Source organism: Streptomyces kronopolitis, from assembly GCF_050953795.1.
Taxonomy (GTDB): Bacteria; Actinomycetota; Actinomycetes; order Streptomycetales; family Streptomycetaceae; genus Streptomyces; species Streptomyces kronopolitis_A.
This window is the reverse complement of the sequence record NZ_CP191850.1, coordinates 6,796,366-6,823,262: the sequence shown is the minus strand read 5'-3', so window position 1 is coordinate 6,823,262 and position 26,897 is coordinate 6,796,366. Positions and strand designations below refer to the sequence as shown.

The window sequence follows — 26,897 nt, the reverse complement described above, 5'->3', positions numbered from 1 at the left end:
CTTCATGACGAGGCTCCGTGGGGTCGTCGGGGTGTACGGGAGCGGACGGACCGGTCCGGTACCACGATCACCCGTCGACGGTGCCGATGTCACCAGTTAACGGGCACGGCATGACGCCCATGGAGGGACATATCACCCCGGAACGGGATCTTGTCCAGCGGTGGTCAGGGGCCCTGCCCTCATCTCCCCCGCGTCAGCCCGTCGGCCGCCGCGCCCCGGCTCAGTACCGCCTGGGCGATCTTCTTGCCGGCCCGGCCGTGCGCGCGGGCGGGAGTGCGCACCCGCACCCGCGCCCCCTGCTCGACGAGCTGGGGGAGGTACTCGGCCCTGACGACCCGCCAGCGCCCGGTGGCCGGGTACGGCGGGGCGAACCGGAAGCGGGCGATGCTGCTCCAGGTGGCGCGCGACGTCTTCGCGGCACCGGTGATCTGGTCGCCGAGGCCGTAGACGACCCAGGTGCCGTTGACCTTCTCGTAGGGCTGCGGGGTGTGCGACCGGGTGCCGACGATCAGATCGATGTCGGGCCGCCCGTGGGACCTGGAGGCGGTGAGGGCACGCGCCAGCGCGAGCTGCCGGCCGTCGGGGGCCGTGCGGTGCGCCGCGCCCCAATACGGGCTGACGACCACGACATCGGCCCCGGCCCGGCGGGCCGCCCGGGCGTCGTCGATGATCCGCCGTTCGTCGAGGCGGTCGACCGCCCAGCGCGGGCCCGCGGCGCCGCGCGCGCTCCCGGCGCCGTCGGTGTACGACAGCTGGGCCACCCGTGCACCGCCGGGGGCCCGCAGCAGCGCAGGGGTGCCGCGACCGGCCGCGTCACGCGCCGAGCCGGCATGCCGCAGCCCGACGGTGTCCAACGCGTCCAGGGTGCGCCACACACCCGGGAGGCCCTGGTCGAGGGCGTGGCCGGAAGCGGTGGCGCAGGAGTCGTAGCCGGTCGCCTTCAGGGCGGTGGCGATCTGCGGCGGCGCCTGGAGAGCGGGGTGTCCGGTGAAGGGCCCGTCCAGCGGCCCGAGCGGTGCCCCGAGCTGGCACAGCGCCAGGCCGGCGCCGGAGATGACCGGCCGCACGCCCTTGAGCATCGGCCGGTAGTCGTAGCCGCCGTGCGTGGCGTCCTTACGTGCCGTGGCGAGGACCGCCGGCTGGGAGGGGAGCACGGCTCCCGTGACGACCAGCGTGAACGGCCGGCGGACGACGGCGACGGGGGCGCCGGCGTGGGCGCGCGGCGAGGGTTCCGGGGAGGGCCGCGGCGCCGGCCGCGGGACGGCGTGCGGGCCCGCGCAGCCCACGGCCAGTACGGCGAGCGTGGCAACGGCGGCAGACCGGGGGTACGCGCTCATGCTCCATGCATATCAGCATATTTATGCTGCCAAGGGGTCCGATCCCCCAGGTGCCCGGCGCGCTCCCCCATACGGACCCATGGCTCCCGCGGGCTCGGGGAGCGTCCCGGGAGCGCGCGGCGGGCCCCGTGCCCGGCGCACGTGCGGCGCTTTCGGCCGGGCCCGTCGTCCCGGCCCTCAGCCGCCGGGAACCCTCTAGCATCGGCCCGTATGAACTGTGAACCGCCTCCGGGCCGTGAACCGCTTCATGTGACGGTGTGGGACGAGGCGACGCCCGGTGCGCCGCGGGCACTGCTGGTCCACGGCACCATGAGCTGGGGCACGGAGTGCTTCGCGGGCCAGCGGCCGCTGGCCGAGATGTTCCGCCTCGAACTCCCCGACCGGCGCGGCTTCGGCGACAGCCCGGACACCGAGCGCAGCGACTACGCGATCGACGCCGAGGACCTCGGACAACTGCTCGGCAACGGGGCGCACTTGGTCGGGCATTCCTACGGCGCGGCCGCCGTGATGCTGGCCGCTTCGGCCCGCCCGGAGGCCGTGCAGTCACTGACCCTCATCGAGCCGTCCGTGCTGCGCACCGCCGCCGGGCACCCTCTCGTGGCGGCCGCCCTGGACCGCATCCGGGCGGCGTTCGCGGGCCCCGCCGAGGAGTGGAGCGCGCACGAGCACCTGCGGCGGTCCACCGAGCCGTACGGCCTGCCGGTGCCCGAGCCGACCCCGCGGCTGCTGCGTGCGGTGCGCTCGGCGAGGCGCGAACGGCCGGTGTGGGACGCGGAGATCCCGCTCGGCCCGCTGGCCAGGGCGACCATGCCCAAGGCGGTCATCAACGGGACGTGGGAGACCGCGCACCCGGCGTACCGGGAGTTCACCGGCGAGGCCCTGGCGGCCTGCGGGGAGTATCTCGCCGAGGCGATCGGCGCCCGGCACATACGGGTGGGCGGCGCCGCCCACGCCCCGCACCAGGACCGCCCGGAGCAGGTGAACGCGGTACTCACCCGCCTGTGGCAGACCTGACGGGGGCGGAACCGGGGGCGGTGGAACCGGGTGGCGGAGCCGGGTGGCGGAACCGGGGGCGTGGAGCGGACCGAAGCCACCCCGGCCCCTCACCCGACCTCGATGCCGTACTCCTGCACCAGCGCCTCCAGGCCTCCGGCGAAGCCCTTGCCGCCGATCACGAAGTCCCAGTCGCCGCCGGCCCGTTGCCGGAACGAGCCCAGGACCAGGGCGGTCTCCCCGGGCCGCCCGTCCGAGACCTCCAGTTGGCCCAGCTCCTCCCCCGAGGCGTCCAGCAGCCGGATCCGGGCATCGGTGAAGCCGGAGAGATCGGCGTCGGGGTTGACCTGTGGATCGATCGCGGCGACCAGGACCAGCCGGTCGGCGTCCGCCGGCAGCCCCTCGAACCGCACCTGCATCGCGGCCCGGTCCGGGGCGAAGCCGGGCAGCATCCGCACCGAACCGTCAGGATTCCGCGGGTTGTTGTAGAAGACGAACTGGTCGTCGCTGAGCACCCCGCTCCCCTTGCACACCAGGGCGCAGACGTCGAGGGCGACCTCGCCGGACCAGTTCATGCCGAGGATGTTGTGGTCGGGAGGCTCCTCGGCGGAGTCGGGAGCGTCCGTGGGTCCCGCACCGAGCCGCCCGCGCAGCCCGTACCGCCCGAGCAGATCGACGAGTTCGGGTCCGGCGATCAGGCCGAGCGGCTTGCCGTTGGCGAAGGTGTGGGCGCCGGGACCGAACCGGGAGGTCGTCACGAGCACGCCCTTGTTGGCGCCCTCGGACTGGACGGTGCCGTAGAGGTCGCGGACGGCGGTGGGCGGGACGGTGTGGCGGTAGCGCTTGACCTGCACCACTATCTTGCCGCCGCGGACCGGGTCGGGATCGAGCGCGTCCACATCGACCCCGCCGTCGCCGGACCGCTGGGTGGTCACGGCCTGCATGCCCATGGCCCGGAAGAGTTCGGCGATCAGATTCTCGAAGGCGATCGGGTCCATCTCGTGGAGATCCGGCTCGCTGTCCGTGCCGTGCGAGACGACCGCGGCCCCGCCGTCGACATCGCCGGGCAGCCGTCCGGGGCGCACCGGGGTCCGCTGGTCGGGGCGGGTGGAGAGCTGGCCGCGCAGCCCCTCGGTCAGACACTCCACCGCGCTGACCTGTTCGAGGCGGAGCAGGGTGAAGGCGTCCCGGGGTGCCATGACGGTCGCCAGGCACACCTGGGCGGGGCGGCCGGTGGCCGGATCGACGTCGTCCACGAAGCCGTTGAGCGCCACCGATTCCAGCGTCGCGTGGGTGTCGGCGGCGAAGAGGTCACGCAGCACCAGCAGCATGCTCTGGGCCAGCACATCGCGGTAGAGCGCCCGGCACTGCGCGGCCGGCCGGGCGGTCTCCTTCTCCTGGTCGGCGGTGGGCATGTACCGGACCGACCGGGTCTGCGGAACGATGTCGTAGCCGGGGAGTTCCCAGTCCAGGACAAGCTGGCGGGCGGCCGGGTCGTAGGCCGCGGCGACCTGCCGGGGAAAGCCCTCCGGCCAGGCCGTGGAGGAGTACAGCGCGGCGGAGAAGTATTCGACGGCCGCGTCCGCGTCGCCGGCGCGCAGGCCGCGGCGCAGGTCCTCGATGCCGGAGTTGTGGGCCCGGATGTCCTGCAGCGCCCCGGCGGCCCACTGGTCGTACTGCTGGCGGTACGCGGCGAGTTGGGCCTGCCGTCGGCTCTCCGCGGCCTGGGCGGCATACCAGTCCTGCTCGTAGCGGGCCCGGGCCTCTTCGTGGGCGCGGTCGCGGCGGGCGCCGAGCTGCCAGCCGCCGGTGGGTGTGTGGTAACGGGTCGGGTCGGGCATCGGCACCGGGGTGACCAGGGCGCCGGGCGCGAACTCCTCCACCCGTTCGGGGCGCAGCAGCGCGTCGGCGGTGAAGGCGGCGGCGCGGCAGCCCTCGGCGAGCAGACCGGCGAGCGCCGCGACCCGGGCCTCCAGCTCCTCGGTCCGGCGGCGGGCGTCCGCCTCGCGCTGCTGCCGGTAGGCCGTCTGCCGCTCGCGGTGCATCCGCGCCATGGCGCGTTCGGCGTCCCGCGCCTGCCGCTCCTGGTCGCGCTGCTGCTGTGCCAGCGCGCGGCGCTGGGCTTCCTGCTGACGCTGCTGCTGTCGCTGCGCCTCGGCCCAGACAGCCATTAATCCATGGGAACGGCGGCTCATGCTGGTCTTCGTCCTCCCCCCGGGGCAGCTGCCCCCGCAGACTCTGCGGAAGCGGCTTCACCTGCGCTGTTGATACGACTTTAGCGGGGGAGCGCGAGCCCGGTCACCGGTTGTGGACGAAGAGGCACCGGGTTGTCCACAGCGCGCCCCGGCCACCGCCGCGACGGGGCGCGTCCGGCGTCATCCGACTGTCGCCGCCCGCAGCTTCGCGGCCGGCGTCGCCATGGGTTCCCGGCCACGCATGTTCAGCTCGATCCTCGCCCAGGTGATGTGGACGCTCGTGCCACTGGTCAGTTTCAGTCTGCTCTCCGCAGTGCCCTTCGTCGTGGCCGCCGTGAAAGGCGTCATCAAGCCGTGGCTGGCCGCCGTCTACGTGGTGGTCGAGGTCGGCATCTTCGTCTTCTCCACCGCCGCATCCGGCAACGACCCGAAAAACTGGACCGGGCTGCTGCTCGTACTGCTGATGCTTGCCGCGACGACGCACACCGCTTTGCTCGACAGCGAGAAGATCCGCATCGGCAAGTAGCCACGAAGCAGTTCGTGACGGGGGCGCGCCACCACGCACCCTGCCCACGTGTGGCACCCCGATGCCCGATTGCGAATGCGGCACGTCTGACGGCGCGCCCCCGGGTCCAAGCGCATACCTGAGCCGGATGGCGCCTTGTGAGTCGAAAGGGACCATGACATGGACGAAACGACTGAAGCCACCGCCGAGATGCCGCCGGTCCCGCCGTATCCACCCACGACCACGCGCAGGCGTCCCGTGATCGCGGCGATCGCAGGAACCGTGATCATCGCGGCGATCTCCTCCGGAATCACCGCGACACTCGTCTCCGGCTCCGACAAGGAGGCCGCGGGCCCCAAGCCAACGACGGCCGAGTCGGCGCCCGCGGCGCCCTCCGAGGACCCGACCGAGGCGAGCGAAGAGACCGAGGAGACCTACAACAGACACCCCTGCCTCCACGGACTTCGCACTGTCCATGAAAACCACGAAGAAGCAATGCTTCGGCAGCGCCGGGTGCAACATCACGGTGGAGCCGAACGTGTCGTACGTCAGCGCAACGTCGCTGGACCCGGAGAAGACCATCTCCCTCACGTACGAGATCCACGGCGATGAGAGTGGACCGTCATCCAGACAATGGAACTGTCCGACGGAGAGCAGGTCACCTATACCCCGGTCTCCATTTCCACCGCTGACCGTTCGACAAAGGTGACAGCCGAGATCACCGACGTCACCGTGTCCTCATAGGATGCGACGCCGCTCCGCGCTCGCCGTGGCTACGCCTCTGGTCATCTTCTGAAGTGTCTGCGCACCGCACCTACAGCTCCGGGCTGTTCAGCCGTGTGCGTGAGATCGGCTGAGCCGCGGGCCGTCACGACACCGGTGACCAGGCTGCGGCCGGTGCGGTCGCCTCGACGATGGCCGCGGCCGGGCCCGGTCCGACGGCGGTGTGCACGGCGGCCAGGGCGGTGACGGTGCTCTGGGTCCAGGTCAGCATCGCCCGCTCCCGTTCCTCGGGGTCGTCGCAGGCCGGACGGCCGAAGGCGCCGGACGGGCTCTGCTGGGCGAGCAGGAACGCCACCGCGTCCCGGGTGAGGCGGTGCTCCGCCCGTCCACTACGGGCCAGGTCGCGGACGATGCCGGCGATCTTTCCCAGGTGATAGTTCTTCCAAGCCCCCGGCAGGTCGCCGGTGGCCGCCTCCGGGGCCGTGGGCGGTGCCGTGGTTCCGCCGCCGGTGAGCGCGGCGGCCCGGCCCGGGGACAGCAGCCCGAGGTCGGCCAGACGCCGGACGCTGGGCGCCGCTTGGGCGGGGACGGTGTCGAGGAGGTCGACGGCGGCCGCGGTGGACGTCAGGAATCCGTCGAGCGAGCCGCAGGTGAGGCCGTGCGCGCGCAGACCGGACGCGAAGGCGCCGACGACCTCCATCCCGTGCTCCTGCCACACGGCCGCGTCCGCCTCGGCGAGGCGCGCGGAGTAGTCGAGGAGCAGCGGGCGGGTGAGGCCCGGCTGGCCCAGGGCATCGGCTGCGTGCGCGGCGGCCGCGGCGGCCGGCAGCCACCGGGCCGGGTCGTGGTGCCGGACCGTGCCGGCCAGCCACTCCACCGCCCGTCGCAGTGGTCGCGTCACGTCCTGGCGGGAGGGCGGGTCGGCGGGCCGGGCCGCTCGGCGTACCCGGGGGCTGCGGTCCAGCAGCGCGGCCAGGGCGGCGACGATGGTGGTGTGGTAGCCGGCGGCCCAGTGCCGGTAGGCCTCGTCGCCGTCGGTGAGCCCGGGGTGCACCACGCCCTCGGGGCCGTTCACCCGCCCGTCGTCCTCCTGGACCGACAGCAGGAACTCCCATCCCCTGTCGGCCTCTTCGGACTCCCGCACCCCCAGGCACAGCAGACAGCACAGCAACTCCCCCACCAGGTCGGCATTGCCCTGACCGCGGGTGAGGACGAGAAGTGCCTCCAGCAGCTCCACCGCCGCGCCACGGTCGAAGCTCCGCGGCCCGCTCGGCGGGCGCAGGCCGAAGTCCGTGGCGTAGAAGATCGTGTGGGTCAGGGCGTAGATGTCGCGGTCGGCGAGCTTGAGGACGTTCGGGCCGTTGTGGAGCAGGGTGAAGGGCATCACCTCGGCCATCGACGGCAGGGTGTGCGCGATGCCGCACAACTCCAGGGTGTGCAGCAGATCCAGCTGCCGGTAGGGGATCCGTTCGAACGCGGCCGCATAGCCGCCCGACACGGACTGCTGGATGAGGGTCCGGAACTCCGGGTCCTCCCGCCCGCACAGCCGCAGGGCGGCGTAGGTGCCCGCGTACAGCAGGAGGGCGGCCTCGTCCCGGGCGATCAGCTCGCGGTAGGAGGGCCGGGCCGCGATGTCCTGGATCGTGTCCAGGAGGGCCGCGTAGTCGCCGTCCAGCGGTGTCGGGTCGAGACGGGCCCGCAGCCCCACGAGGAAGGCCGTTTCGAGGAGGGCCTTACGGGCGAACAGCACGCGGTCCGGGGCCGCGTGGGCCGGGTCGATGCGATCGCGGCGCGCAGCGAGCCAGGCGACTGCCCGTGACTCCACCGCGCGCCTCTGTGCCGATCCGTCACCGGGCTGCGTCGTGTCCATCGAATGCCTCCCGGCGATCGGTGCTGTCGATACCTCAGTTACCGGCGGTGGTGGTGGCGTCGTCGGACTCCGCTACGTGGTTGGCGACGACCAGTACGTAGCGCTCCCAGGCGAGGACATAGCCGGCCACCTCGTCGAGTTGGCTGACCTGGTCGACGACCCGCGCCAACGGGACGTTGAGGTCGACGAGCCCGCTGGTTCTCAGGAAGTCGAGTGCCTTCCTGGCATCGACGGACGGAGGGGGACAGGACATGATGTGCTCCTTTTGAGTGGTTCGGAGGGACATTGCGAGTATCACGACGAATGACTGAGTGGTCACCGCATGCACTCCAGGCCGCGGCACGGGCGCCTCCATCAGACCTGTTCGGAGCCGCTGCCGAACGCGCCAAACCACCCCGAGGGGTGGTGAATCGCTAAGGGGTTCGGGAGAGAAGGGCGCGACTTGACTCCACGGGAACGGGGTGGCGGCCGACCGGTGAGGTCCCATCAGCCGCTCGTCCAACAGGAGTTGGGTGGGCACATGGGGGGCGAAGTGGTCGCCGAGGCCGGCCGACTCGCACCGACCGGTTCGTGCCCGCCCGAACCCAACGGAACCGAACTCCCGTACCCCTCCGCCGTTGCCCGGGCTCCCTTACGGCAGCACCCTGACGCCGTGACTACCGGGTCGGCCATGGGCCACGAGCGAGTGAGGTTCCCGGTCACCACGTGACCGCGAGGCGGGCGATCAGAGGCCCGCCCCTCCCCTCCTCCACCATTCGCGCGCTTCGCGCCTTCTTCTTCTCCGTATCCGTAGGCGAATTCCGCCTGTGGGCGCTGCCGTTCTCCCTACGGGATACGCACCGTGGGTCACGGAGCGAGAGACACGCGTTCCGCGAGCCCGGCGCGCCCTTGCGTGCCTGCCGCGCCCCTCTCGTTCCCCTTCCCGCCCTCCCTTTCACCTTCCCGCTCTGCAGGGCCAACTGACGCCTTTTCGCGGCTCGTTCGCCGGGTACTGCGTCATGCCGTCTCGCGGGCAATGCGCCCGGGTGGTCCAGCCTGCCCGCACACCGTTCACACATCTTTCGCGGACTCGTCCGCGCTCACCGTCAAAGGAGAAAGCACCCTCCATGCCGAACGATTTCAACCGAGGGGTCATCGAGGAATTCCGCGCCCGTGGCGGGCAGGTCGGTGGCCCCTTCGAGGGCGGCCGCCTGCTGCTGTTGACGACCACCGGAGCCCGGACCGGCGCCTCGCACACCACCCCGCTCGGCTACCTTCCCGACGACGGCGGACGGGTCCTGGTCATCGCCTCGGCCGCCGGGGCGCCGAGGCATCCGGCCTGGTTCCACAATCTGGTGGCCCATCCTCGCGTCACGGTCGAGGCCGGCGTCTTCACCTACGAAGCGGAGGCCCTCGTCCTGGAGGGCGCCGAACGCGACCGCGCCTTCGCCCGCGCGGTCGAGGCCGATCCCGGATGGTCGGCATATCAGGACCGGACCGAGCGGATTCTTCCCGTCATCGCCCTCCGGGAAATTCCCGCGGGACCGCCGAACATCGCCGCTTCCTCGGCAGGCGCCGCGCTCAGGGCCGTTCACGACGGGTTCCGGCGGGAACTCACCCTGGTCCGCGCGGAAATCGCCGCTTCGGGGCCCGGCCTCGGCGCCCAGCTCCGGATCAATTGCCTGACGCTCTGCCAGGGGCTGCGAAATCACCACACCGGCGAGGACGCCGGAATGTTTCCGCTGCTCGGCCAGGGTCACCCCGAACTCGCCCCGGCCCTGGAGCGGATGCGCCGGGAACACGAGAAACTCGCCGTTCTCCTCGGCGCACTACAGCAGGTCATTTCCGCGAGGGACGCGGATCCCGCACGGGTGCGCGCCGAGGTCGAGCGGCTGACCGAAGAGGTGGAAAGGCATCTGGACTACGAGGAGGAGCAGTTGATACCGGTCCTCGACGGACCGGCCTGCTGAGACCGGTCCCGCCGGGCGGGGCACGTTTCGGTCAGATCGCGCCGTCGTGACCCGCCCAGTACGGGTCCCGCAGCAGGCGCTTGAAGAGCTTGCCCGACTCGTCGCGCGGCAGCAGCTCCTCGAAGACCACCGCCCGGGGCACCTTGTACCCGGCGAGCTGCCCGGCGACGTGGGCGCGTACCTCCTCGGCGCTGAGCACCACACCGGGTTCGGTCTGCAGATGCGCGGCGAGGGTTTCCCCGTACTCCTCGTCGGGGATGCCGAAGACCGCCGCGTCGCTGATCCCGTCGAGGGCCAGCAGACAGCCCTCGATCTCGGCGGGGTAGATGTTGACGCCACCGGAGATGACCATGTCGTTGCGGCGGTCGCTGAGGTAGAGGTAGCCGTCCGCGTCGAGATGGCCGACGTCCCCGATGGTGACGTAGCCGGGCAGGTCCGGCGCTTCCATGGCGGCGCGCCGGTCCGGGTCGCCGAGGTAGGTGAACCGGGGCCAGTCGTCGCCCGGCTTGAGGTAGATGTCGCCGGTGTCGCCGGCCGGCAGTGGCTTCCCGCCGGGGCCGAGGACCGCGACCGCGCAGGTGCCGGCGGCCCGTCCGACGGTGCCGGGGTGATCCCGCCACTCCGTGCTGTCGCACCAGGTCACGGCGCCGGTCTCGCTGCCGCCGTAGTACTCCCGCAGGACCGGTCCCAGCCAGTCGATCATGGCGTGTTTGACGTGCGGCGGGCAGGGCGCCGCGGCGTGGACGACCGAGGTGAGAGAGGAGAGGTCATAGCGCTCACGGACCTCCTTGGGCAGCCGCAGCAGCCGGACGAACATCGTGGGGACGACCTGCACCTGCTCGATGCGGTGGTGGGCGATCAGCCGCAGGAACTCCTCGGCGTCGAACCGCGGCATCAGCGTGATGTCCAGCCCGGCGGCGAGGGCGAGGACGGCGTGCTGGCTGGGTGAGGCGTGGTAGAGCGGGGCGGGGATGAGGGTGCGGCCGCCGGGAGCGACCGCGAAGTACTCCAGGAACCGCTGGACCGCTTCGTCGAGCCGGTCCTGGGCGACCGGTTCGCGCAGCACCCCTTTGGGGCGTCCGGTGGTTCCGGAGCTGTAGATGACGGTGGGCGGGTGCTCCGCGGCGGGCCGGTCGAGCGGTGGGTGGCCGGCCAACCAGCGCTCCAGCAGCGGATGGTCGCCGGAGGGGGCGGGCGCCTCGAATCCGCAGGCGGCCGCGATACCCGGCGGGACGGCGGCCTCGATGATCCGTACGCCGTCGGGCAGAACCGCGCTCACCCCGGCGAGCAGATCGGTGTGCGCGAAGACGACTTTGCTGCCGCTGTCGGTGAGCACGTGCCGCAGTTCGTGCTGCCGGAAGTGCCAGTTCACGGGCACCGCCGAGACGCCGGCCAGGGCGGCAGCGGCGGTGATCTCCAGATGGGCCGGCTCGTTGCGCATCACGACGGCGATCCGGTCGCCGGGGGACACGCCCGCGTCCCGCAGGCCGGTGGCGATCCGCGCCGCACGGTCGAGGAAGGCCCGGTAGTCGCGTTCATGGCCCGCGCAGCGGATGGCCGGGATGCCGGCGGCGGAAGGGACGACGGCTTCCATGGTGCCTCCAATGAGTGCGACCCGGCCGCTCATTGAACCGTCACGTCCCGCTGTCCGCCAGGGTGACCAGGGCGGGCCGGCGGACCAAACGCCGACTTCCGGTCAGCTCTTCCGCGGCCGGTCCCGCCGGTCTCGGCCCGTGGGGATCGACCGGTTCCGTGCTTCCCGGCACCGGCAGCCCGAGCCCCGGCAGGCGCCCCGGCCGACCGCACCGGGACGCCGCTGCCCGCTCGGGCGCCGGCCCTGCCCCCGGGGAAACGGACCCGGGGGCAGGACCGGCGCAGGGTTCAGCTGGTCAGTCGATGCCGCGGAAGATGTTGGGCTCGGCGGGGTCGTCCTCGCAGCCGGCCAGACGCACCGGGGCACAGCGGTCCCAGACTTCCAGATTGCGGACTTCCTTGATCCGGCCTGGCCGCTCGCCCTGCTTCAAGCGGGGCTGCTTGTGTTGAGCCTTGTGCAAAGCCACCACGCACTCCTTCATCGAGGTATTGGTCTGACGCGGTGGCGCCGTGTTTCACAAACCGGGAGGTCAGCCAAGGTTTGTGGCGTTCCCGCGACGGGCCAATGGTGTTGGCGTCTCCCAGAAAGGTCGTCCGTCGTCCCTCAGAGTAACTACGCCGCACGCGCCGCGCTCGACGTTTTGCCACGCGAGGGTAATGGGACGGTAAGGCGCTCATTCGGTCCCCTTTGAGCAGTGGGAAATCCGGCAGATTGTGTGATGTACGTCACTCACCCGAACGGCCCCCTTCACCCCCGCCCGCGGTCACCTCAACGGCCTCCGGGTTGCTGCATTCGCCCCGCTCCCTACGCTGAAGAGTGAGCGGGGATCCCGCCGTCGAGGCCGCGCGCCGTGCCGCAGAGCGCGCGGCCGCAGTGCTACCCATGGGCGGGTGGCTTGGTTCTCGGATTCCGGTTACTGGCTCGGGCGGCTCGTCTTCCAGCGCATGCTGGCCGTGCTCTACCTGGTCGCGTTCCTCGCGGCGGTGCGCCAGTTCCGTGCGCTCATCGGGGCGCGCGGCATGCTGCCGGTGCCCGCGTACGTGGCGCGGGTGCCGTTCCGTGCCGCGCCCTCGGTCTTCCACTGGCGCTACTCGGACCGCTTCTTCGCCCTCTGGTCGTGGGGCGGGGTCCTGCTGTCCGCGGCCGTGGCGGCGGGGGCCGCGGATGCCGTCCCGCTGTGGGCGGCCATGCTGATGTGGGCCGCGCTGTGGGTGCTGTATCTGTCCATCGTGAACGTCGGACAGACCTGGTACGGCTTCGGCTGGGAATCGCTGCTGCTGGAGGCCGGCTCGCTGGCGGTGTTCCTCGGCAACGCCGACACCGCTCCCCCGGTGCTGGTGATGTGGCTGCTGCGGTGGGTGCTGTTCCGGGTGGAGTTCGGGGCCGGGCTGATCAAGATGCGCGGCGACCGCTGCTGGCGGGATCTGACCTGTCTGTACTACCACCACGAGACCCAGCCGATGCCCGGCCCGCTGAGCTGGTTCTTCCACCATCTGCCGCGGCCCCTGCACCGGGTCGAGACGGCCGCCAACCACGTCGCCCAACTCGCCGTCCCCGTGCTGCTGTTCACTCCGCAGCCGATCGCCGGGTGGGCCGCCGTCGCGATGGTGATCACCCAGCTGTGGCTGGTGCTGTCCGGGAACTTCGCCTGGCTGAACTGGGTGACCATCGCCCTCGCCCTGTCGGCCGCCGCCCCGCTGTGGGGCGGGCCGTCCGCACCGTCCGGTGCGTCTCCGGTGTGGTTCGAGGTGCTGGTCCTGCTCGCCGGCGCCGGTGTGCTGGCGCTCAGCTACCGGCCCGCGCGCAATCTGCTGATCCGGCGGCAGATGATGAACACCTCCTACGAGTCGCTGCACCTGGTCAATGCGTACGGGGCCTTCGGCTCGATCACCCGGGTGCGCCGGGAGATCGTGGTGGAGGGGACCGAGGACGCGGTGACCGGGCCGGAGACCGTCTGGCGGGCGTACGAGTTCCACGGGAAGCCGGGTGCGGTGCGGCGGCTGCCGCGTCAGTTCGCGCCGTATCACCTGCGTCTGGACTGGCTGATGTGGTTCGCCGCGCTGTCACCCGCCTATGCGCGGGAGTGGTTCGTGCCGTTCGTGGCGCGGCTGCTGGAGAACGACCGGGACACCCTGCGGCTGCTGCGCGGCAATCCGTTCCCCGGTGTGCCGCCGGCCCGGATCAGGGCCCGGGTCTTCCGCTACCGCTTCACGACGTGGCGGGAACTGCGGGAGACCGGAGCGTGGTGGCACCGGACCGAGGAGCGGGAGTTCCTGGCGCCGGTCGGGCGGTCAGCTCTGCACGGAAGGCGATGACCATGTCGCGGGCGTGGTGCAGCCCTATGCGCCGGAAGTCGCTTTCCAGCGCGGTGAGTTCGGCCAGCGTCTCGTCCCGGTCACGGCCCAGGCGGGCGCGGGACTTGGCGAGTCCGAGCCGGGAGAGGGCCACCCCGCGCGGCTCCTGCATCGCGCGGAACTCCCGCAGCGCGAGCGCGTAGGTCTCGCGCGCGGACTCGTAGCGCTCGGCGCGGTAGTAGACGTTGCCGCGCATCTTGTGGTTGTAGGCCAGCGCGCTCGCCAGGTCCATGGTGCGGCAGATCGCCTCCGCCTCGGACAGCAGCGTCAGCGCCCGTTCCGTCTCGCCCTGTACGGACAGGACGTCGGCGACGCCGCGCAGCGACCAGGCGCGCCCGCGGTGGTCCTCCGCGTCGGCGGCTATCCGGGCGGATTCCTCGAAGAGTTCCAGGGCCTTGGCGTAGCCGCCGGTGTTGCGGTGCATCTGGGCGATGCCCGACATCGCCCAGACCGTGTGCCGGGCCTCGCCGTGCTTCTGGGCCTGGGCCAGCAGCTCCTCGTGGAGTGCGGCGACGGCGGCGTAGTCGCCCTGGATACGGCCGGTTTCGGCCAGGCCGGCGAGCGCGTAGCCGTGGGCGAGGCGATCGCCGCCGGCCTCGGCGAGGGTGACGGCGTGGGCGAGCAGCCGGCGGGCGAGCGGCAGGGAGCCGCACTGCCGGGCCAGGGTGCCGCCACTCCACAACGCCCAGGCCCGGGCGCCGGCATCGTCGGCGGTGCGGGCGCTGCGGTAGCTCGCGCGCCAGGCGTCGCCCGCCTCCGTCACACGGCCGAGCCGCCGGTTGGCCTCGGCGACCGCGAGGGCGGCCCGGGCCCGCTCCAGTGCGGTGCCCGCCTCGGCGTGTGCGCGACTCGCCGTGGCCAACACCTCCTCGTAGGAGGAGTTCACACCCAGCGCCGAGCCCAACTCGCCCTGGTATTCCGGGGCGAATGCCTTGCCGTACATATTTCCGTGGCCTCCCGATCGGCTCCGTACCTTGATCACCAACCTATGAGCGGTGTGCGCCCGGCGAATCCGTCCGCGTATGTGTTGTGCCGTACGACTCGAGTGCTACGGATGGGACTAGTGGTCATCATGGGGATGTAGGGGGATGTCAGGGTCGACCGGCCGACACGGCCGTCATGGCGGGTGGCCCGCCGGCCGCCGCGCCCTGCCTCGCTTGCCTGCGCGGGCCGGACGGGCCAGGCTTTCCCCGACCGGCCGCTCACCGGCCGGCGCCGCCGACCACGAGGTGTGGCATGAGCGCAGCACGTAGGGGATCCGGGGCCGCGGCAGGGATCGGCCGCCGGCGGCTCCTGGGCGTCGCGGCCGGGCTGACCGCGACCGCCGGAACGGGAGCGGGACTGCCGACGCGAAACGACGCGCGGACCGCACCCGCCACCCACCGGCCCGGCCGGCCCTACCCCGGTACCCGGCCGCTCTTCCTGGGGACGTACACCTCCCCGCCCGGCGGCGGGAGCGGCGTCGGGGTCGGCACGTACGACACCACGACGGGGCGGATCACCACCACCGGGGTCGTGGCGGGCGTCGCCGACCCCTCCTTTCTCGCCGTGGCGCCCTCCGGCCGCACCCTCTACGCGGTCGACGAGCAGGAGCGGGGCGCGGTGACGGCCATGGCGCTGCGGCCGGACGGACCGCCCGTGGTGCTGGGGTCCCGGCCGACGGGCGGTGCCGGCCCCTGCCATCTGTCGGTGCATCCCGGCGGGCGCCGGCTGCTGAGCGCCAACTACCTCTCCGGCAGCGTGGCGGTCCATCCGATCGACCCGGCCACGGGGGCGCTGGGCGCGCGGACGGATCTGGTCACCCACTCCGACCCGCCGCCCGGTCCCGGCCAGGACGGGCCGCACGCCCACCAGATCCTCAGCAGCCCGGACGGCCGGTTCGTGCTGGCCGTCGACCTCGGCAACGACACCGTCTACACCTACCGGCTGGAGGAGCCGGCCGGCCGGCTCGCCCAGGTCTCGACTGCGGCGCTGCGGCCCGGCGCCGGCCCCCGGCATCTGACCTTCCACCCCTCCGGGGCCTTCGCCTATCTGGCGAACGAGGTGGACAACACGGTGGTGGTCTGCCGCTACCACCGCCGGACGGGGCGGCTGGTGCCCGGTGCGCCGCAGTCCACGGGGACCGGTCCGGGCACGAACTTCCCGGCACAGATCCTGGTGACCCGGGACGGCCGCTTCGCCTATCTCGCCAATCGCGGGCACAACAGCCTGACCCGGTATGCAGTGGAGGCGGCGGGGGCGCGGCTCCGGCTGCTGGACACCGTGCCGGTGGGCGGGGACTTCCCCCGGCAGATCGCCTTCTCACCGGATCAGCGGTGGCTGTTCGCGGCGAACCAGAAGTCGGGGTCGGTGACGGTGTTCGCGGTGGACGCCCGGACCGGGGCGCTGCGCAGCGCCGGTGCGCCGTTCGCGGCGCCCGTCCCGGTGTGCGTGCTGCCGCTGTGAGGGCGGGGCTCCGGCGGTCCGTTCCGCGCCCTGCCATGGAGGGGGCGCCGCCCGCGTCCGCGCCCCGTATCGCGCTCTCCGTCCCCGTCTGACGATGTCCGACTGCTGAAACACTGCGGCAATGGCCCCGCAGGGTTGGCCGATTAGCGTCGGTCTGCATGCGTACGGGAACGACACGGGACATCACCACGGCAGGGACCGGGGCGCCGGCGGCGCCGGGCGGGCTGCGGCAGGGGCTCAGGCAGCGCCATATGCGGCTGATCGCGCTGGGCGGGGTCATCGGGGCCGGACTGTTCGTGGGCAGCGGAGTGGTCATCCGCGCCACCGGTCCGGCCGCCGTGCTGTCGTTCCTGGCGGCCGGGGTGCTCACCGTGCTGATCATGCGGATGCTGGCCGAGATGACCGTCGCCCGACCGGCGCCGGGGTCCTTCTACGCCCATGTCCGCGAGACCCTGGGGCTGCGGGCCGGGTTCACGGTGGGTTGGCTGTACTGGTACTTCTTCGTCATCGTGGTCGCCGTCGAGGCGGTGGCCGGCGGCCGGATCGTCCAACTGTGGCTCCCCGGCGCCCCGTTGTGGGCGGTCAGCCTGGTGCTGATGGGGCTGCTGACCGCGACCAACCTGGTCTCGGCGCGCTCCTACGGCGAGTTCGAGTACTGGTTCTCGTCGGTCAAGATCCTGGCGATCGTGGTGTTCCTCTTCCTCGGGGCGCTGTACGTGCTGGGGCTGTGGCCGGGCTCGCCGGGCGGTCTGGGCCCGCTGACGGCGCACGGCGGGTTCGCGCCCGCGGGCGCCGGCGCGGTGCTGGCCGGGGTCGTGCCCTGCGTCGGGTTCTTCACCGGCGCCGAGATCGTGACCATCGCGGCCGCCGAATCGGCCGAGCCGGAGCGGGCGGTGGCGGAGGCGATCCGCTCGATCGTGCTGCGCGTGGTGGCGTTCTACGTGCTGTCGGTCTTCCTGGTGGTCGCGGTGGTGCCGTGGACCTCGAAGGCGGTCGAGGTCAGTCCGTACGCGGCGGTGCTGGACCGGCTCGCCGTCCCCGCGGCCGGCACGGTCATGAACGCCCTGGTGCTGGTCGCCGTGCTGTCCTGCCTGAACTCCGCGCTCTATACCTCCTCCCGGATGCTGTTCGCGCTCACCCGCAACGGGGACGCGCCCCGCGGCTTCGCGAAGGTCGGCCGCAGCGGGGTCCCGCGCCGGGCGCTGCTGGCCGGGACGTCCGCCGGCTATCTGTCGGTGATCGCGGCCTGGATCTCGCCCGATGTCGTCTTCTCGTTCCTGATCAACTCCTACGGCGCCGTCGCCCTGTTCGTCTATCTGGCGATCGCGGTCGCGCAGGTGCGGATGCGGCGGAAGCTGGAGCGCACGGACCCGGCGCGGCTGACGCTGCGGATGTGGCTGTTCCCGTGGCTGAGCAGGCTGACCATCGCGCTGATGACGGTGGTGATCGGGGCGATGGCCTTCCTGCCGGAGCGCCGGGCGCAGTTCTGGCTCGGTGTGCTGACGGTGGCCGTGGTGCTCGCGGGCTACGAACTGCGCCGCCGCAAGGGCCCGGCCGGCCCGTAGCGCTACCCGCCCACGTACTGCCGCAGCAGCGCGCCCAGTTCGTCCTCGAACTCGGCGTAGCGCCGGCGCAGTCGCGCGCCGGGCCAGTCCTCGGGGAGCAGTCCTGCGGGCAGCAGCGGGTCGGCGAGGAGGTGGCGCAGGGCGGCGGCCGCGACGGTGAAGCGGTCGGCGGGGCGCGTGGCGCGGCCCAGTGCGGCGCTCAGGTCACCGGCCCGCCGGGCCCAGCCGGGCAGGTCCCACAGCCGGCCGGTGAGCGCGGCGGGGTCGTCGTCCGGGGTGCCGGTGAACCAGGTGCACTGTGCGGTGACGACGGCCGGGCGGGGCCGGTCGAGGTTGGCGGGGCGCAGCCAGCTGCCCTCGCGCAGCTCGGCCAGCCGCAGCCCCGCCATCGCCTGGCGCAGGGCGGTGCGCTCGGCGGCCGGCCGGCGCTCCGGGGTGGTGACCACGGCGATCTCCCAGTCCCCGTGCCAGGGCCGGGTGCTCGGCGTGCGGCTCTCGTCCTGCCGGGTCTGGCGGTCCAGCAGCCGGGGGGTCAGGACGTAAGCGCCCTCGCTCTGGCGCAGGTCACCGGCGGCCACCATGCGGGAGAGCGCGACCCGCACGGTGCCCTCGGCGACGCCGAAGAGTTCGCCGACCCGCACCAGGGCACGGGCGGGCAGCCGTGGCGGGTGATGCCCCAGCAGGGTGCTGAGCACGATGGAGCGGGCGGTGAGCGGGCGCAGCGCGAGCGCGGCGACCGCCGGGTCGCCGCGGGTGCCGGTGTCGTCGTCGTTCATATGTGCCCCAAACTCTAGCGAGGCCTCCCCTTACAGTCTTCCCACAGCTGTTCGACTTCTGTAACGTCAGGGTATGACCGTCACCCATGAAGTCGTGAATCAGGCTCCGCCGCTGACCGGGTTCAGTACGGCGGACGAGCCGGCCCTCCTGGAGGCGCTGCGCCGGGACGGTGCCGCATGGGGCGTGCCGGAGGTCGCCGAGCTGGGGGCGCTGGCCGGTTCGGCGGCGGTCCAGGACCAGGCCCGCTGGGCGGAGGCGCATCCGCCCGAGCTGCGCACCCACGACCGGTTCGGCCACCGCGTCGACGAGGTCGAGTTCCACCCGGCCTGGCATCAGCTGATGACGGTGGCCGTGGAGCGGGGGCTGCACGCCGCGCCCTGGGCCGACGACCGCCCCGGCGCGCATCTGGTGCGGGCCGCGAAGTTCTACGTCTGGTCGCAGGCCGAGCCGGGACACGGCTGCCCGGTCTCCATGACGTACGCCGCGGTCCCCGCGCTGCGCGCCGCCCCCGATCTCGCCGCGCAGTACGAGCCGCTGCTCGCCGCGCGCAGCTACGACTTCGGGCTGCGGGCGCCGCTGACCAAGTCGGGCCTGATCGCGGGCATGTCGATGACGGAGAAGCAGGGCGGCTCCGACGTACGGGCCAACACCACCCGCGCGGTGCCGGCCGGCGACGGCACGTACCGCATCACCGGCCACAAGTGGTTCACCTCCGCGCCGATGAGCGATGTCTTCCTGGCGCTGGCGCAGACCGAGGAGGGCCTCGGCTGCTTCCTGCTGCCGCGGGTGCTGCCGGACGGCACGCTCAACGGCATGCGGCTGATGCGGCTCAAGGACAAGCTGGGCAACCGCTCCAACGCGTCCTCCGAGATCGAGTACGACCAGGCGGTGGCCTGGCCGGTCGGGGAGCCGGGCCGTGGGGTGCGGACCATCGTCGAGATGGTGAACATGACCCGGCTGGACTGTGTGCTGGGCTCGGCGGCCGGGATGCGGGCCGGGCTGCGGCAGGCGCTGCACCACACCGCGCACCGGCGGGCGTTCGGGCGGGAGCTGGACCGGCAGCCGCTGATGCGCGCGGTGCTCGCGGATCTGGCCGTCGAGTCGGAGGCGGCGACGCTGCTGGGGATGCGGCTGGCGACGGCGGTGGACCGCTCGCAGGCCGGGGACGCCGGGGAGGCGGCGCTGCGCCGGCTGGCGCTGGCGGCCGGCAAATACTGGGTGTGCAAGCGGGGCAGCGCGCACGCGGCGGAGGCACTGGAGTGCCTGGGCGGCAACGGCTATGTCGAGGACTCCGGCATGCCGCGGCTCTACCGGGAGGCGCCGCTGCTGTCCATCTGGGAGGGCTCGGGGAACGTCGCGGCGCTCGATGTGCTGCGGGCCCTGGGCAGGGAACCGGCCGCCCTGGAGGCGTTCTTCGCCGAGGTGGAGACCGCGGCGGGCGCGGATCGCCGGCTGGACGCGGCGGTGGCCGGCGTCCGCAAGATGCTCGGCGCGGCGGCCGTCCCGGAGCGGGCACAGCTGATGGCGCGGTCGCTGGCGGAGCGGATGGCACTGGTGCTCCAGGGCTCGCTGCTGGTGCGGTACAGCCACCCGGCCCTCGCCGACGCGTTCTGCGCCTCGCGGCTCGACGGGGAGTGGGGCAACGCCTTCGGCACGCTGCCGGCCGGCGCCGACCTGTCGGCGATCCTGGAGCACGTGCGGCCGCGGACCGCGCACGGGGACGGGGACGGGGCCTGATGTCCGTACGGGTGGAGCGCGCCGGTCCGGTGACCACGGTGGTGCTCTCCCGGCCGGCGTCCCGCAACGCGGTCGACGGCCCGACGGCGGGCCGACTGGCGGACGCCTTCCGGGAGTTCGACGCCGACGAGAGGGCGCGGGTGGCCGTGCTGTGGGGCGAGGGCGGGACCTTCTGCTCCGGTGCGGACCTCAAGGCGATCGGCACCGAGCGCGGCAACCGGGTGGCGGCGGACGGGGACGGGCCGATGGGGCCGACCCGGATGCGGCTGGGCAAGCCGGTGATCGCGGCGATCGCCGGGCACGCGGTGGCCGGCGGACTGGAGCTGGCGCTGTGGTGCGATCTGCGGGTGGCGGAGGAGGACGCGGTCCTCGGCGTCTTCTGCCGGCGCTGGGGCGTGCCGCTGATCGACGGCGGCACGGTGCGGCTGCCGCGGCTGATCGGCGCGAGCCGGGCGAGGGACCTGGTGCTGACCGGGCGGCCGGTGCCGGCCGCGGAGGCGCTGGACATCGGGCTGGTCCACCGTGTGGTGCCGGCGGGTTCGGCGCGCGCGGAGGCGGAGCTGCTGGCGGCGGAGATCGCCCGCTTCCCGCAGGCGTGCCTGCGCAGCGACCGCGCCTCCCTGCTGGACCAGGAGGGCCGGGACGAGGAGTCGGCGATGGCCGCGGAACTCGTCCACGGCCGTGCCGTCCTGGCCGGGGCCCAGGAGGGGGCGGCACGGTTCGCCGCGGGCGCGGGGCGGCACGGGGCGGCGGACCCGAACGGGTGAGACGGCGCCCGGCCGGGTGCCGGCCGCGGACGCCCGCCCGCCTCCGCGCGGGCGGGGCGCGTTGCCCGCGGACGGCCGGCCGCGTACGGTCGCGCCGTCCCCGCCCCGCTGCCAGGAGCACCGCATGAGCGAGCTGAACTACCCCGAGGAGGGCGGCACCCGACGCACCCCGCTGCCGCCGGGCTACCGCCACCTCCACGAGGAGCTGCCGATCGGCCGGGGGCGGGCGGCGCTGGCGGCGGCGGGCGAGGCGATCAGCACCTTCCGGATGCACCGCGCGGCGGGCGCCCGCGTCCGGGCCGACGCGCCGCGCGCCGCGCCGGGCGTGCGGGTCGAGGTCGCGCCGGGCATCGGCCCGCTGCGGCTGCGGGCGCCGTGCACCGTGGTGTGGACGGCGGACGAGGAGGACCGCGTCGGCTTCGGCTACGGGACCCGCGAGGGGCACCCCGCGTGCGGTGAGGAGTCGTTCGTCGCCGAGCTGCGCGCCGATGGCTCGGTGTGGTTCACGGTGACCGCCTTCAGCCGCCCCGCCCGGACGCTCACCCGTCTCGCCGGCCCGCTGATCCCCGTCTTCCAGCGCCGCTACGTGCGCCGTCTCGGCCGCACGCTGCGCCGTCTGACGCCCACTCGGTGAGCGCGCCGCGCGGGGCGATTCCTTCACCGTTCACCCTGTTCGCCACTCCCTGCAGGTCGCCTGAGCACGCTTTGTTACCGACGCGTAGATTCCGGACTCCCCGTTTCGATACGTCCACTTCGCCTTCATCGAACCGTCACCATCACCTCCGGTGCCCGTGAAAGAAATCCAGACATGTGTGAGGACGAACTGATCCCGCCGCAGGCGGATATGACCGAGCAGGAGTGGCTGCGCACCGGCTCGGCGACGGCGACCGGGGCGCCGTCGATGCCCACGACGGGGCGCACGCCGTCCTTCGTGAACCGGCGGACACTGCTGGGCGGCGCGATGGCCGGCGCGGCACTCGCGGTATTGCCGTCACCGGGGCAGTCGTCCGCCTCCGCCGCTCCCCGCCCGGGAGTGCCGGGCGCCTTCCCGTTCCCCGAACACCCCAACGGAAAGGGCGAGTTCGCGATCCTGATCACCGGGGACGCGGGAACGGGCGACGAGGCGCAGTACGCGGTGGCGGCCGCCGCCCGCGATGTCTGCCGGGCCGAGCGGGTGGGTCTCGCGGTGGGCCTGGGCGACAACATCTACGAGAACGGCCCGGAGTCCGCCGACGACTCCGAATTCCAGGACAAGTTCGAGAAGCCCAACAGCGGCATCGATGTGCCGTGGCTGATGGTGCTGGGCAACCACGACTGCTCGGGGCTGATCCCCGGCAGCGGCGGCGACCCGTCCCGCGGTGACCGCGAGGTCGCCTATGCCGCCACGTCGCGGCGCTGGTACATGCCGAGCCGCTACTACAGCGTGCCGCTGCCGGCCGCCGACCCGCTGGTGGAGTTCTTCGCGATCGACACCATCCCGTGGTCCTCCTACGTCGCCCAGCTCGACCCGCACTACCGCTGGGACGGGCCGTACATGCGCGAGCAGCGGAGCTGGCTGGACGGCGCGCTGCGGGCCTCGCGCGCCCGCTGGAAGGTGGTGTTCGGCCATCACCCGTTCCTCAACAACGGCAAGCACGGCAGCGCCGGTTCCTACGACGGGTTCGAGATCGGGAACTACACCAGCGGCGTCCACCTCAAGGACATGTACGAGAACGTGGTCGCCGGCCGGGCCGACCTGATCCTCTCCGGTCACGATCACACCCTCCAGATCCTGGAGCCGACGGCGCGCACGGGCGGCACCCGGCAGGTGGTGTGCGGGGCGTCGGCCAAGACGGAGGACGGCAAGGCGCACTTCACGAACCCGGCGGCCTGGCAGAACTTCTCCGACCACGGGTTCATGCTGCTGAAGGTGTCCGGGGCGCGGCTGACCATCGAGGCGTACACGGTGGACGTGGCGACCCGCAAGGCCACCCTGGCGCACCGCGCGCGGCAGACCCGTCCGCTGTCCGCTCCCGTGGGGGCGCACGCCTGACGGGGGCACACGCCTGACGGGGCACGACTCCTGGGCCGCGGCGCCGGAAATGCGGGTTTTCCGGCCCGCGCCTAGGGTGAGCGCATGGCCGCGTTCCGGTGGACACCGGCCCCGGTCAACGGCCCGCGACCGTGGGCACGAGACGTGCTCGGCGCGGTGCGGCCGGCACTGGTGCGCGGCTGCCCGGCGGGGGCGGCCGCCGCCCGCCCCGCCGCCGCCCGCCCCGCCGACGACCGGGCCGCGAGGCGTGACGCGCCGTGACCGGCCGGTTCGTGGAACCGCCCGGCGAGGACTACGATCCCCGGGCCGACCGGGACTGGCGTCCGGTCACCGAGGACGCCCCCGGGGTGTCGGACCGCGAGCCCATCGGCCTGCGCGAGCGGCTGTCACTCAACCGGATGGGCACCTTCGACTGGGATCTGGACGACGGGGTCATGGACCTGGACCCCGGCGCCATGGACGTCTTCGACCTGCGCCCGGACGAATACGACGGCGCGCCGATGTCGCTGGTCTCGCGGGTGCCTCCGGAGGAGGCCCTGCGGCTGGACGAGGCGCTCGCCCAGGCCCTGCGGGACGGCCACTCCTCCTACGGGTCCTACTTCCGGATCCAGTGCCGCGACGGGACCCAGCGCTGGACCCACTCCCAGGGGCGGATCCTGCACGACGCGGACGGGATGCCGTACCGGATCATCGGCATCGTCCGGGAGGCGACCAGCGAGCTGGCCGACTCCGCGCTGCTGCGCTCGCTCCAGCAGGAGCGGCAGCGGCAGACCGTGATGGTGCAGCAGACGACCGCGGAGCTGGCCCGCGCGCTGTCCGTCAAGGACGTCACCCGGGTGCTCACCGACAGCGGCGGCGCCCGGCGGTTCGGCGCGGACGGGCTGCTGCTCGGGCTGGTCGAGAACGACCGGTTCGAGGTGATCGCCGCCGCCGGTCTGGCGGGCGAGGTGCCCGACGACATGATGACCTCGCGGCTGGACGACACCCTGCCGCTGGCCGACACTGCGCGCTCGCGAAGGCCGCTCTTCCTCAGCAGCCGCAGCGAACTGATCGCCCGCTTTCCGCGGCTGCGCCCGTACACCGAGGTGCTGCCGAAGGGCAGCTCGGCGTTCCTGCCGCTGGTGGCGCAGGACACCGTCATCGGGTCGCTGGGGCTGTTCAACGCGGAGCCCGCGGTGCAGTCGCCGGAGGCCAGGAATCTGGCGCTGGCGCTGGCCGGTGCGGTCGCCCAGTCGGTGCAGCGGGCGACCCTCTTCGACCAGGAACGGGAGTTCGCGACGGGGCTCCAGGCGACGATGCTGCCGCGCCGGCTGCCGCCGCTGGCGGGCGGCGCGGTCACCGTGCGCTACCACCCGGCGAGCGTCGGGCGGGACGTCGGCGGCGACTGGTACGACGTCATCGCGCTGCCGCAGGGCCGCACCGGGCTGGTGGTCGGCGACGTCCAGGGCCACGACACCCACGCGGCCGCCGTGATGGGCCAGCTGCGGATCGCGCTGCGCGCCTACGCCAGCGAGGGGCACACGCCGGAGACCGTGCTGGTGCGGGCCTCCCGCTTTCTGGCCGAGCTGGACACCGAACGCTTCGCCACCTGTACCTACATCCAGGCCGATCTGGAGTCCGGGGCGCTGCACCTGGCCCGGGCCGGCCATCTCGGCCCGCTGATCAGCAACAGCTCCCGGCACATCGACTGGCCCGAGGTCCGCGGCGGACTGCCGCTGGGCCTGGCCACCGCCTTCGGGCACGACCACTTCCCGGAGACCCAGCTGTTCCTGGAGCCCGGCTCGACGCTGCTGCTGTGCACCGACGGGCTGGTCGAGCGGCCCGGCCACGACATCTCCTGGGGCATCGACGCGCTGTCCGAGGCCGTCCGCGAGGGCCCCACGGAGCTGGAGGCGCTCGCCGACCTGCTCTCGGACCAGCTGTGGGCCGCGCCCGGCTCGGAGGACGACATGGCGCTCCTGCTGCTGCACCGGCTCCCCGGCCCCGGGCCGGCCACCACTCCCCGGCTGCGGCTGCACGTCCACCAGGCCGACCCCTCGGGCACGGCGGAGGTCCGCTCGGCGCTGCGCCGCACGCTGGACCAGTGGCGGGCGGGCGCCGTCGCGCACCACATCGAGGTCGCCGCGTCCGAGCTGATCGCCAACGCGCTGACCCACACCGAGAGCGGCGCCCTGGTCTCCGTGGAGCTGCTGCCCGGCACCCCGCGGCGGATCCGGCTGGAGGTCGAGGACCGCTCCAGCCGGTGGCCGCGGCGGCGCAGCCCCGGGGAGACCGCCACCTCCGGCCGGGGGCTGATGCTGGTCGAGGCGTTCGCGGACCGCTGGGGCGCGGAGCCGCGCGGCGCGGGCAAGGCACTGTGGTGTGAGTTCACGGTCCCCGACGGCGCGCAGTGAGACTCTCCCGATGAGGCGTCAGAATCCGCTGGGTACAACGCAGTTGTCACCCTCCGGCCGTCTGACACCGGCGCGTGGAGGGGTGGCCGAGCCGGCCGACCTGGCCGTGGGCCGACTCGGCCTGACGGGACCGTACACCCTGAGCCGCGCGACGAAAACCGTGCCGGAACGGGCCGTTCAGTCCTCCGGCCCGTACCAGAGCGTCGTCATGTTGCAGAACTCCCGGATGCCGTGCCCCGACAGCTCCCGCCCGTAGCCGGAGCGCTTGGCGCCGCCGAAGGGCAGGCCCGGGTGCGAGGCGGTCATCCCGTTGAAGAACACCCCGCCGGCCTGCACATCGCGGGCGAGCCGCGCCTGTTCGTCGGGGTCCCGGGTCCAGGCGTTGGAACTGAGGCCGAACGGCGTGTCGTTGGCGATCCGCACCGCCTCGTCCACGTCGGCGACGCGGTAGAGCGTGGCCACCGGCCCGAACGCCTCCTCGTAGTGGATGCGCATGCCGGGGGTGATGTCCGCGAGCACCGTCGGCTCGTAGAACCAGCCCGCCGGGTGGTGGGCCGGACGCCGTCCGCCGCACAGCGCCGTGGCGCCCTTGTGGACCGCGTCGTCGACGAGTTCCTCCAGGTCCGAGCGGCCCTGTTCGCTGGCGAGCGGGCCGACATCGGTCGACTCGTCCATCGGATCGCCGACGGTCAGCGCCGCCATCCGGTCGGTGAACCGCTGGGTGAAGGCGTCGTAGACGTCGTCGTGCACGAGGAACCGCTTGGCGGCGATGCAGGACTGCCCGTTGTTCTGGACACGGGCGGTGACCGCGACCCGGGCCGCCTTGTCGAGGTCGGCGGAGGGCAGGACGATGAACGGGTCGCTGCCGCCGAGTTCGAGGACGGTCTTCTTGACCTCGTCACCGGCGACGGAGGCGACCGCGCGGCCGGCCGGCTCGCTGCCGGTCAGCGTGGCGGCGGCGATCCGCGGGTCGCGCAGGATGTCCTCGACGGCGCCGGAGCCGATCAGCAGGGTCTGGAAGCAGCCCTCGGGGTAGCCGGCGCGGCGGAAGAGCTCCTCCAGGTACAGCGCGGTCTGCGGGACGTTCGAGGCGTGCTTGAGCAGTCCGGTGTTGCCGGCCATCAGGGCAGGTGCGGCGAACCGGACGACCTGCCACAGCGGGAAGTTCCACGGCATGACCGCGAGGACGGTGCCCAGGGGGCGGTAGCGCACCACGGCGCGGGCGGCGCCGGAGTCGCGGACATCGGCGGGGTCGGGGTGCTCGTCGGCCAGCAGTTCCTCGGCGTGGTCGGCGTACCAGCGCATGGTCTTGGCGCACTTCGCGGCCTCCGCGCGCGCCTGGGCCAGGGGCTTGCCCATCTCCGTGGTCATCGTGCGGGCGATGTCGTCCAGGTCGGCGTCGAGCAGTTCGGCGGCCTTGTGGAGCAGTTCCCGGCGGTGGGCGAAGCTGGTACGGCGGTGCTCCTGGAAGGCCTGGTCCGCCCGGACCAGATGGTCTTCGATCTCGCCGGCGTTGAGCGCGTCGAAGGTCTTCAGCGTCTCGCCGGTGGCCGGGTTGACCGTGGCGATGGCCATGGTCGGCACCTCCTTGGTGGTGCGGGCGAAAGCGCCCGCGGACGACGGGGCGACGGTCCGGGCGACTCCTAGGAGAGCGGCGAGGG

General features: G+C 73.0%; 22 protein-coding genes. 13 read left to right on the top strand and 9 right to left on the bottom strand.

Features of this window, described 5'->3' with window-relative positions:
• Nucleotides 1-179: 179 nt before the first annotated feature.
• Nucleotides 180-1,337, bottom strand: a complete 1,158-nt coding sequence (locus ACQP17_RS30100) for a CapA family protein (protein WP_433859100.1) — start codon at nucleotides 1,335-1,337, stop codon at nucleotides 180-182.
• 210 nt (nucleotides 1,338-1,547) lie between these two features.
• Between ACQP17_RS30100 and ACQP17_RS30095 the strand changes: the two genes are divergently transcribed.
• Nucleotides 1,548-2,351 carry an alpha/beta fold hydrolase gene (locus ACQP17_RS30095; RefSeq protein ID WP_433859099.1) on the top strand — a complete coding sequence of 268 codons (804 nt, stop codon included), beginning with the start codon at nucleotides 1,548-1,550 and terminating at the stop codon, nucleotides 2,349-2,351.
• An 89-nt stretch (nucleotides 2,352-2,440) separates the two neighbouring features.
• On the opposite strand, the gene ACQP17_RS30090 is transcribed toward ACQP17_RS30095, so the two are convergent.
• On the bottom strand, nucleotides 2,441-4,525 hold the full coding sequence (locus ACQP17_RS30090; protein WP_433859098.1) for a restriction endonuclease: 2,085 nt from the start codon (nucleotides 4,523-4,525) through the stop codon (nucleotides 2,441-2,443).
• Nucleotides 4,526-4,637: 112 nt separating this feature from the next.
• Here ACQP17_RS30090 and ACQP17_RS30085 point away from each other — a divergent pair, with 112 nt between their 5' ends.
• Both ACQP17_RS30085 and ACQP17_RS30080 read left to right on the top strand, forming a co-directional pair.
• Entirely contained in the window at nucleotides 4,638-5,051 is a 414-nt protein-coding gene (locus tag ACQP17_RS30085; protein WP_433859097.1) for a hypothetical protein, read from the top strand.
• A gap of 159 nt (nucleotides 5,052-5,210) precedes the next feature.
• On the top strand, nucleotides 5,211-5,642 hold the full coding sequence (locus ACQP17_RS30080; protein WP_433859096.1) for a hypothetical protein: 432 nt from the start codon (nucleotides 5,211-5,213) through the stop codon (nucleotides 5,640-5,642).
• 256 nt (nucleotides 5,643-5,898) lie between these two features.
• Here ACQP17_RS30080 and ACQP17_RS30075 read toward each other — a convergent pair whose 3' ends face one another.
• Both ACQP17_RS30075 and ACQP17_RS30070 read right to left on the bottom strand, forming a co-directional pair.
• Nucleotides 5,899-7,623: a DUF6895 family protein gene (locus tag ACQP17_RS30075; protein ID WP_433859095.1), complete on the bottom strand. Its 1,725-nt coding sequence runs from the start codon at nucleotides 7,621-7,623 to the stop codon at nucleotides 5,899-5,901.
• 34 nt (nucleotides 7,624-7,657) lie between these two features.
• Nucleotides 7,658-7,876: a hypothetical protein gene (locus tag ACQP17_RS30070; protein WP_364875874.1), complete on the bottom strand. Its 219-nt coding sequence runs from the start codon at nucleotides 7,874-7,876 to the stop codon at nucleotides 7,658-7,660.
• Nucleotides 7,877-8,729: 853 nt separating this feature from the next.
• Between ACQP17_RS30070 and ACQP17_RS30065 the strand changes: the two genes are divergently transcribed.
• Complete coding sequence (locus ACQP17_RS30065) at nucleotides 8,730-9,572, top strand: nitroreductase/quinone reductase family protein (RefSeq protein ID WP_433859094.1); 843 nt, start codon at nucleotides 8,730-8,732, stop codon at nucleotides 9,570-9,572.
• Nucleotides 9,573-9,603: 31 nt separating this feature from the next.
• On the opposite strand, the gene ACQP17_RS30060 is transcribed toward ACQP17_RS30065, so the two are convergent.
• Both ACQP17_RS30060 and ACQP17_RS30055 read right to left on the bottom strand, forming a co-directional pair.
• On the bottom strand, nucleotides 9,604-11,166 hold the full coding sequence (locus tag ACQP17_RS30060; protein WP_433859093.1) for an AMP-binding protein: 1,563 nt from the start codon (nucleotides 11,164-11,166) through the stop codon (nucleotides 9,604-9,606).
• Nucleotides 11,167-11,461: 295 nt separating this feature from the next.
• Nucleotides 11,462-11,632 carry a hypothetical protein gene (locus ACQP17_RS30055; protein WP_159742382.1) on the bottom strand — a complete coding sequence of 57 codons (171 nt, stop codon included), beginning with the start codon at nucleotides 11,630-11,632 and terminating at the stop codon, nucleotides 11,462-11,464.
• A gap of 424 nt (nucleotides 11,633-12,056) precedes the next feature.
• On the opposite strand from ACQP17_RS30055, the gene ACQP17_RS30050 reads away from it, so the two are divergent.
• Entirely contained in the window at nucleotides 12,057-13,481 is a 1,425-nt protein-coding gene (locus ACQP17_RS30050; RefSeq protein ID WP_433859092.1) for a lipase maturation factor family protein, read from the top strand.
• Here ACQP17_RS30050 and ACQP17_RS30045 read toward each other — a convergent pair.
• Nucleotides 13,375-14,463 (bottom strand): tetratricopeptide repeat protein, encoded by a 1,089-nt coding sequence (locus tag ACQP17_RS30045; RefSeq protein ID WP_433859091.1) that lies wholly within the window; start codon nucleotides 14,461-14,463, stop codon nucleotides 13,375-13,377. The genes ACQP17_RS30050 and ACQP17_RS30045 overlap by 107 nt on opposite strands.
• A 293-nt stretch (nucleotides 14,464-14,756) precedes the next feature.
• Here ACQP17_RS30045 and ACQP17_RS30040 point away from each other — a divergent pair, with 293 nt between their 5' ends.
• Nucleotides 14,757-15,965, top strand: a complete 1,209-nt coding sequence (locus ACQP17_RS30040; RefSeq protein WP_433859090.1) for a lactonase family protein — start codon at nucleotides 14,757-14,759, stop codon at nucleotides 15,963-15,965.
• 158 nt (nucleotides 15,966-16,123) lie between these two features.
• Nucleotides 16,124-17,530 carry an amino acid permease gene (locus ACQP17_RS30035; RefSeq protein WP_433859089.1) on the top strand — a complete coding sequence of 469 codons (1,407 nt, stop codon included), beginning with the start codon at nucleotides 16,124-16,126 and terminating at the stop codon, nucleotides 17,528-17,530.
• 2 nt (nucleotides 17,531-17,532) lie between these two features.
• Here ACQP17_RS30035 and ACQP17_RS30030 read toward each other — a convergent pair whose 3' ends face one another.
• Entirely contained in the window at nucleotides 17,533-18,306 is a 774-nt protein-coding gene (locus ACQP17_RS30030) for a PaaX family transcriptional regulator C-terminal domain-containing protein (RefSeq protein ID WP_433859088.1), read from the bottom strand.
• A 73-nt stretch (nucleotides 18,307-18,379) separates the two neighbouring features.
• On the opposite strand from ACQP17_RS30030, the gene ACQP17_RS30025 reads away from it, so the two are divergent.
• The 6 genes from ACQP17_RS30025 to ACQP17_RS30000 all read left to right on the top strand — a co-directional run bounded on the left by ACQP17_RS30025 (nucleotide 18,380) and on the right by ACQP17_RS30000 (nucleotide 25,236).
• Nucleotides 18,380-20,044 carry an acyl-CoA dehydrogenase family protein gene (locus tag ACQP17_RS30025; protein ID WP_433859087.1) on the top strand — a complete coding sequence of 555 codons (1,665 nt, stop codon included), beginning with the start codon at nucleotides 18,380-18,382 and terminating at the stop codon, nucleotides 20,042-20,044.
• A complete protein-coding gene (locus ACQP17_RS30020) occupies nucleotides 20,044-20,811 on the top strand; it encodes a crotonase/enoyl-CoA hydratase family protein (RefSeq protein ID WP_433859086.1) in 768 nt (255 codons plus the stop codon). The genes ACQP17_RS30025 and ACQP17_RS30020 overlap by 1 nt, the downstream gene beginning before the upstream one ends.
• A 124-nt stretch (nucleotides 20,812-20,935) precedes the next feature.
• A complete protein-coding gene (locus ACQP17_RS30015; RefSeq protein WP_433859085.1) occupies nucleotides 20,936-21,445 on the top strand; it encodes a DUF1990 family protein in 510 nt (169 codons plus the stop codon).
• 174 nt (nucleotides 21,446-21,619) lie between these two features.
• Nucleotides 21,620-22,843, top strand: a complete 1,224-nt coding sequence (locus ACQP17_RS30010) for a metallophosphoesterase (RefSeq protein WP_433859084.1) — start codon at nucleotides 21,620-21,622, stop codon at nucleotides 22,841-22,843.
• A gap of 84 nt (nucleotides 22,844-22,927) precedes the next feature.
• Entirely contained in the window at nucleotides 22,928-23,104 is a 177-nt protein-coding gene (locus ACQP17_RS30005) for a hypothetical protein (protein WP_433859083.1), read from the top strand.
• On the top strand, nucleotides 23,101-25,236 hold the full coding sequence (locus ACQP17_RS30000) for a SpoIIE family protein phosphatase (protein ID WP_433859082.1): 2,136 nt from the start codon (nucleotides 23,101-23,103) through the stop codon (nucleotides 25,234-25,236). The genes ACQP17_RS30005 and ACQP17_RS30000 overlap by 4 nt, the downstream gene beginning before the upstream one ends.
• 177 nt (nucleotides 25,237-25,413) lie before the next feature.
• Here the strand turns inward: ACQP17_RS30000 and ACQP17_RS29995 are convergent, their stop codons facing one another.
• Nucleotides 25,414-26,811, bottom strand: a complete 1,398-nt coding sequence (locus ACQP17_RS29995) for an NADP-dependent succinic semialdehyde dehydrogenase (RefSeq protein ID WP_433859081.1) — start codon at nucleotides 26,809-26,811, stop codon at nucleotides 25,414-25,416.
• Nucleotides 26,812-26,897: the final 86 nt, after the last annotated feature.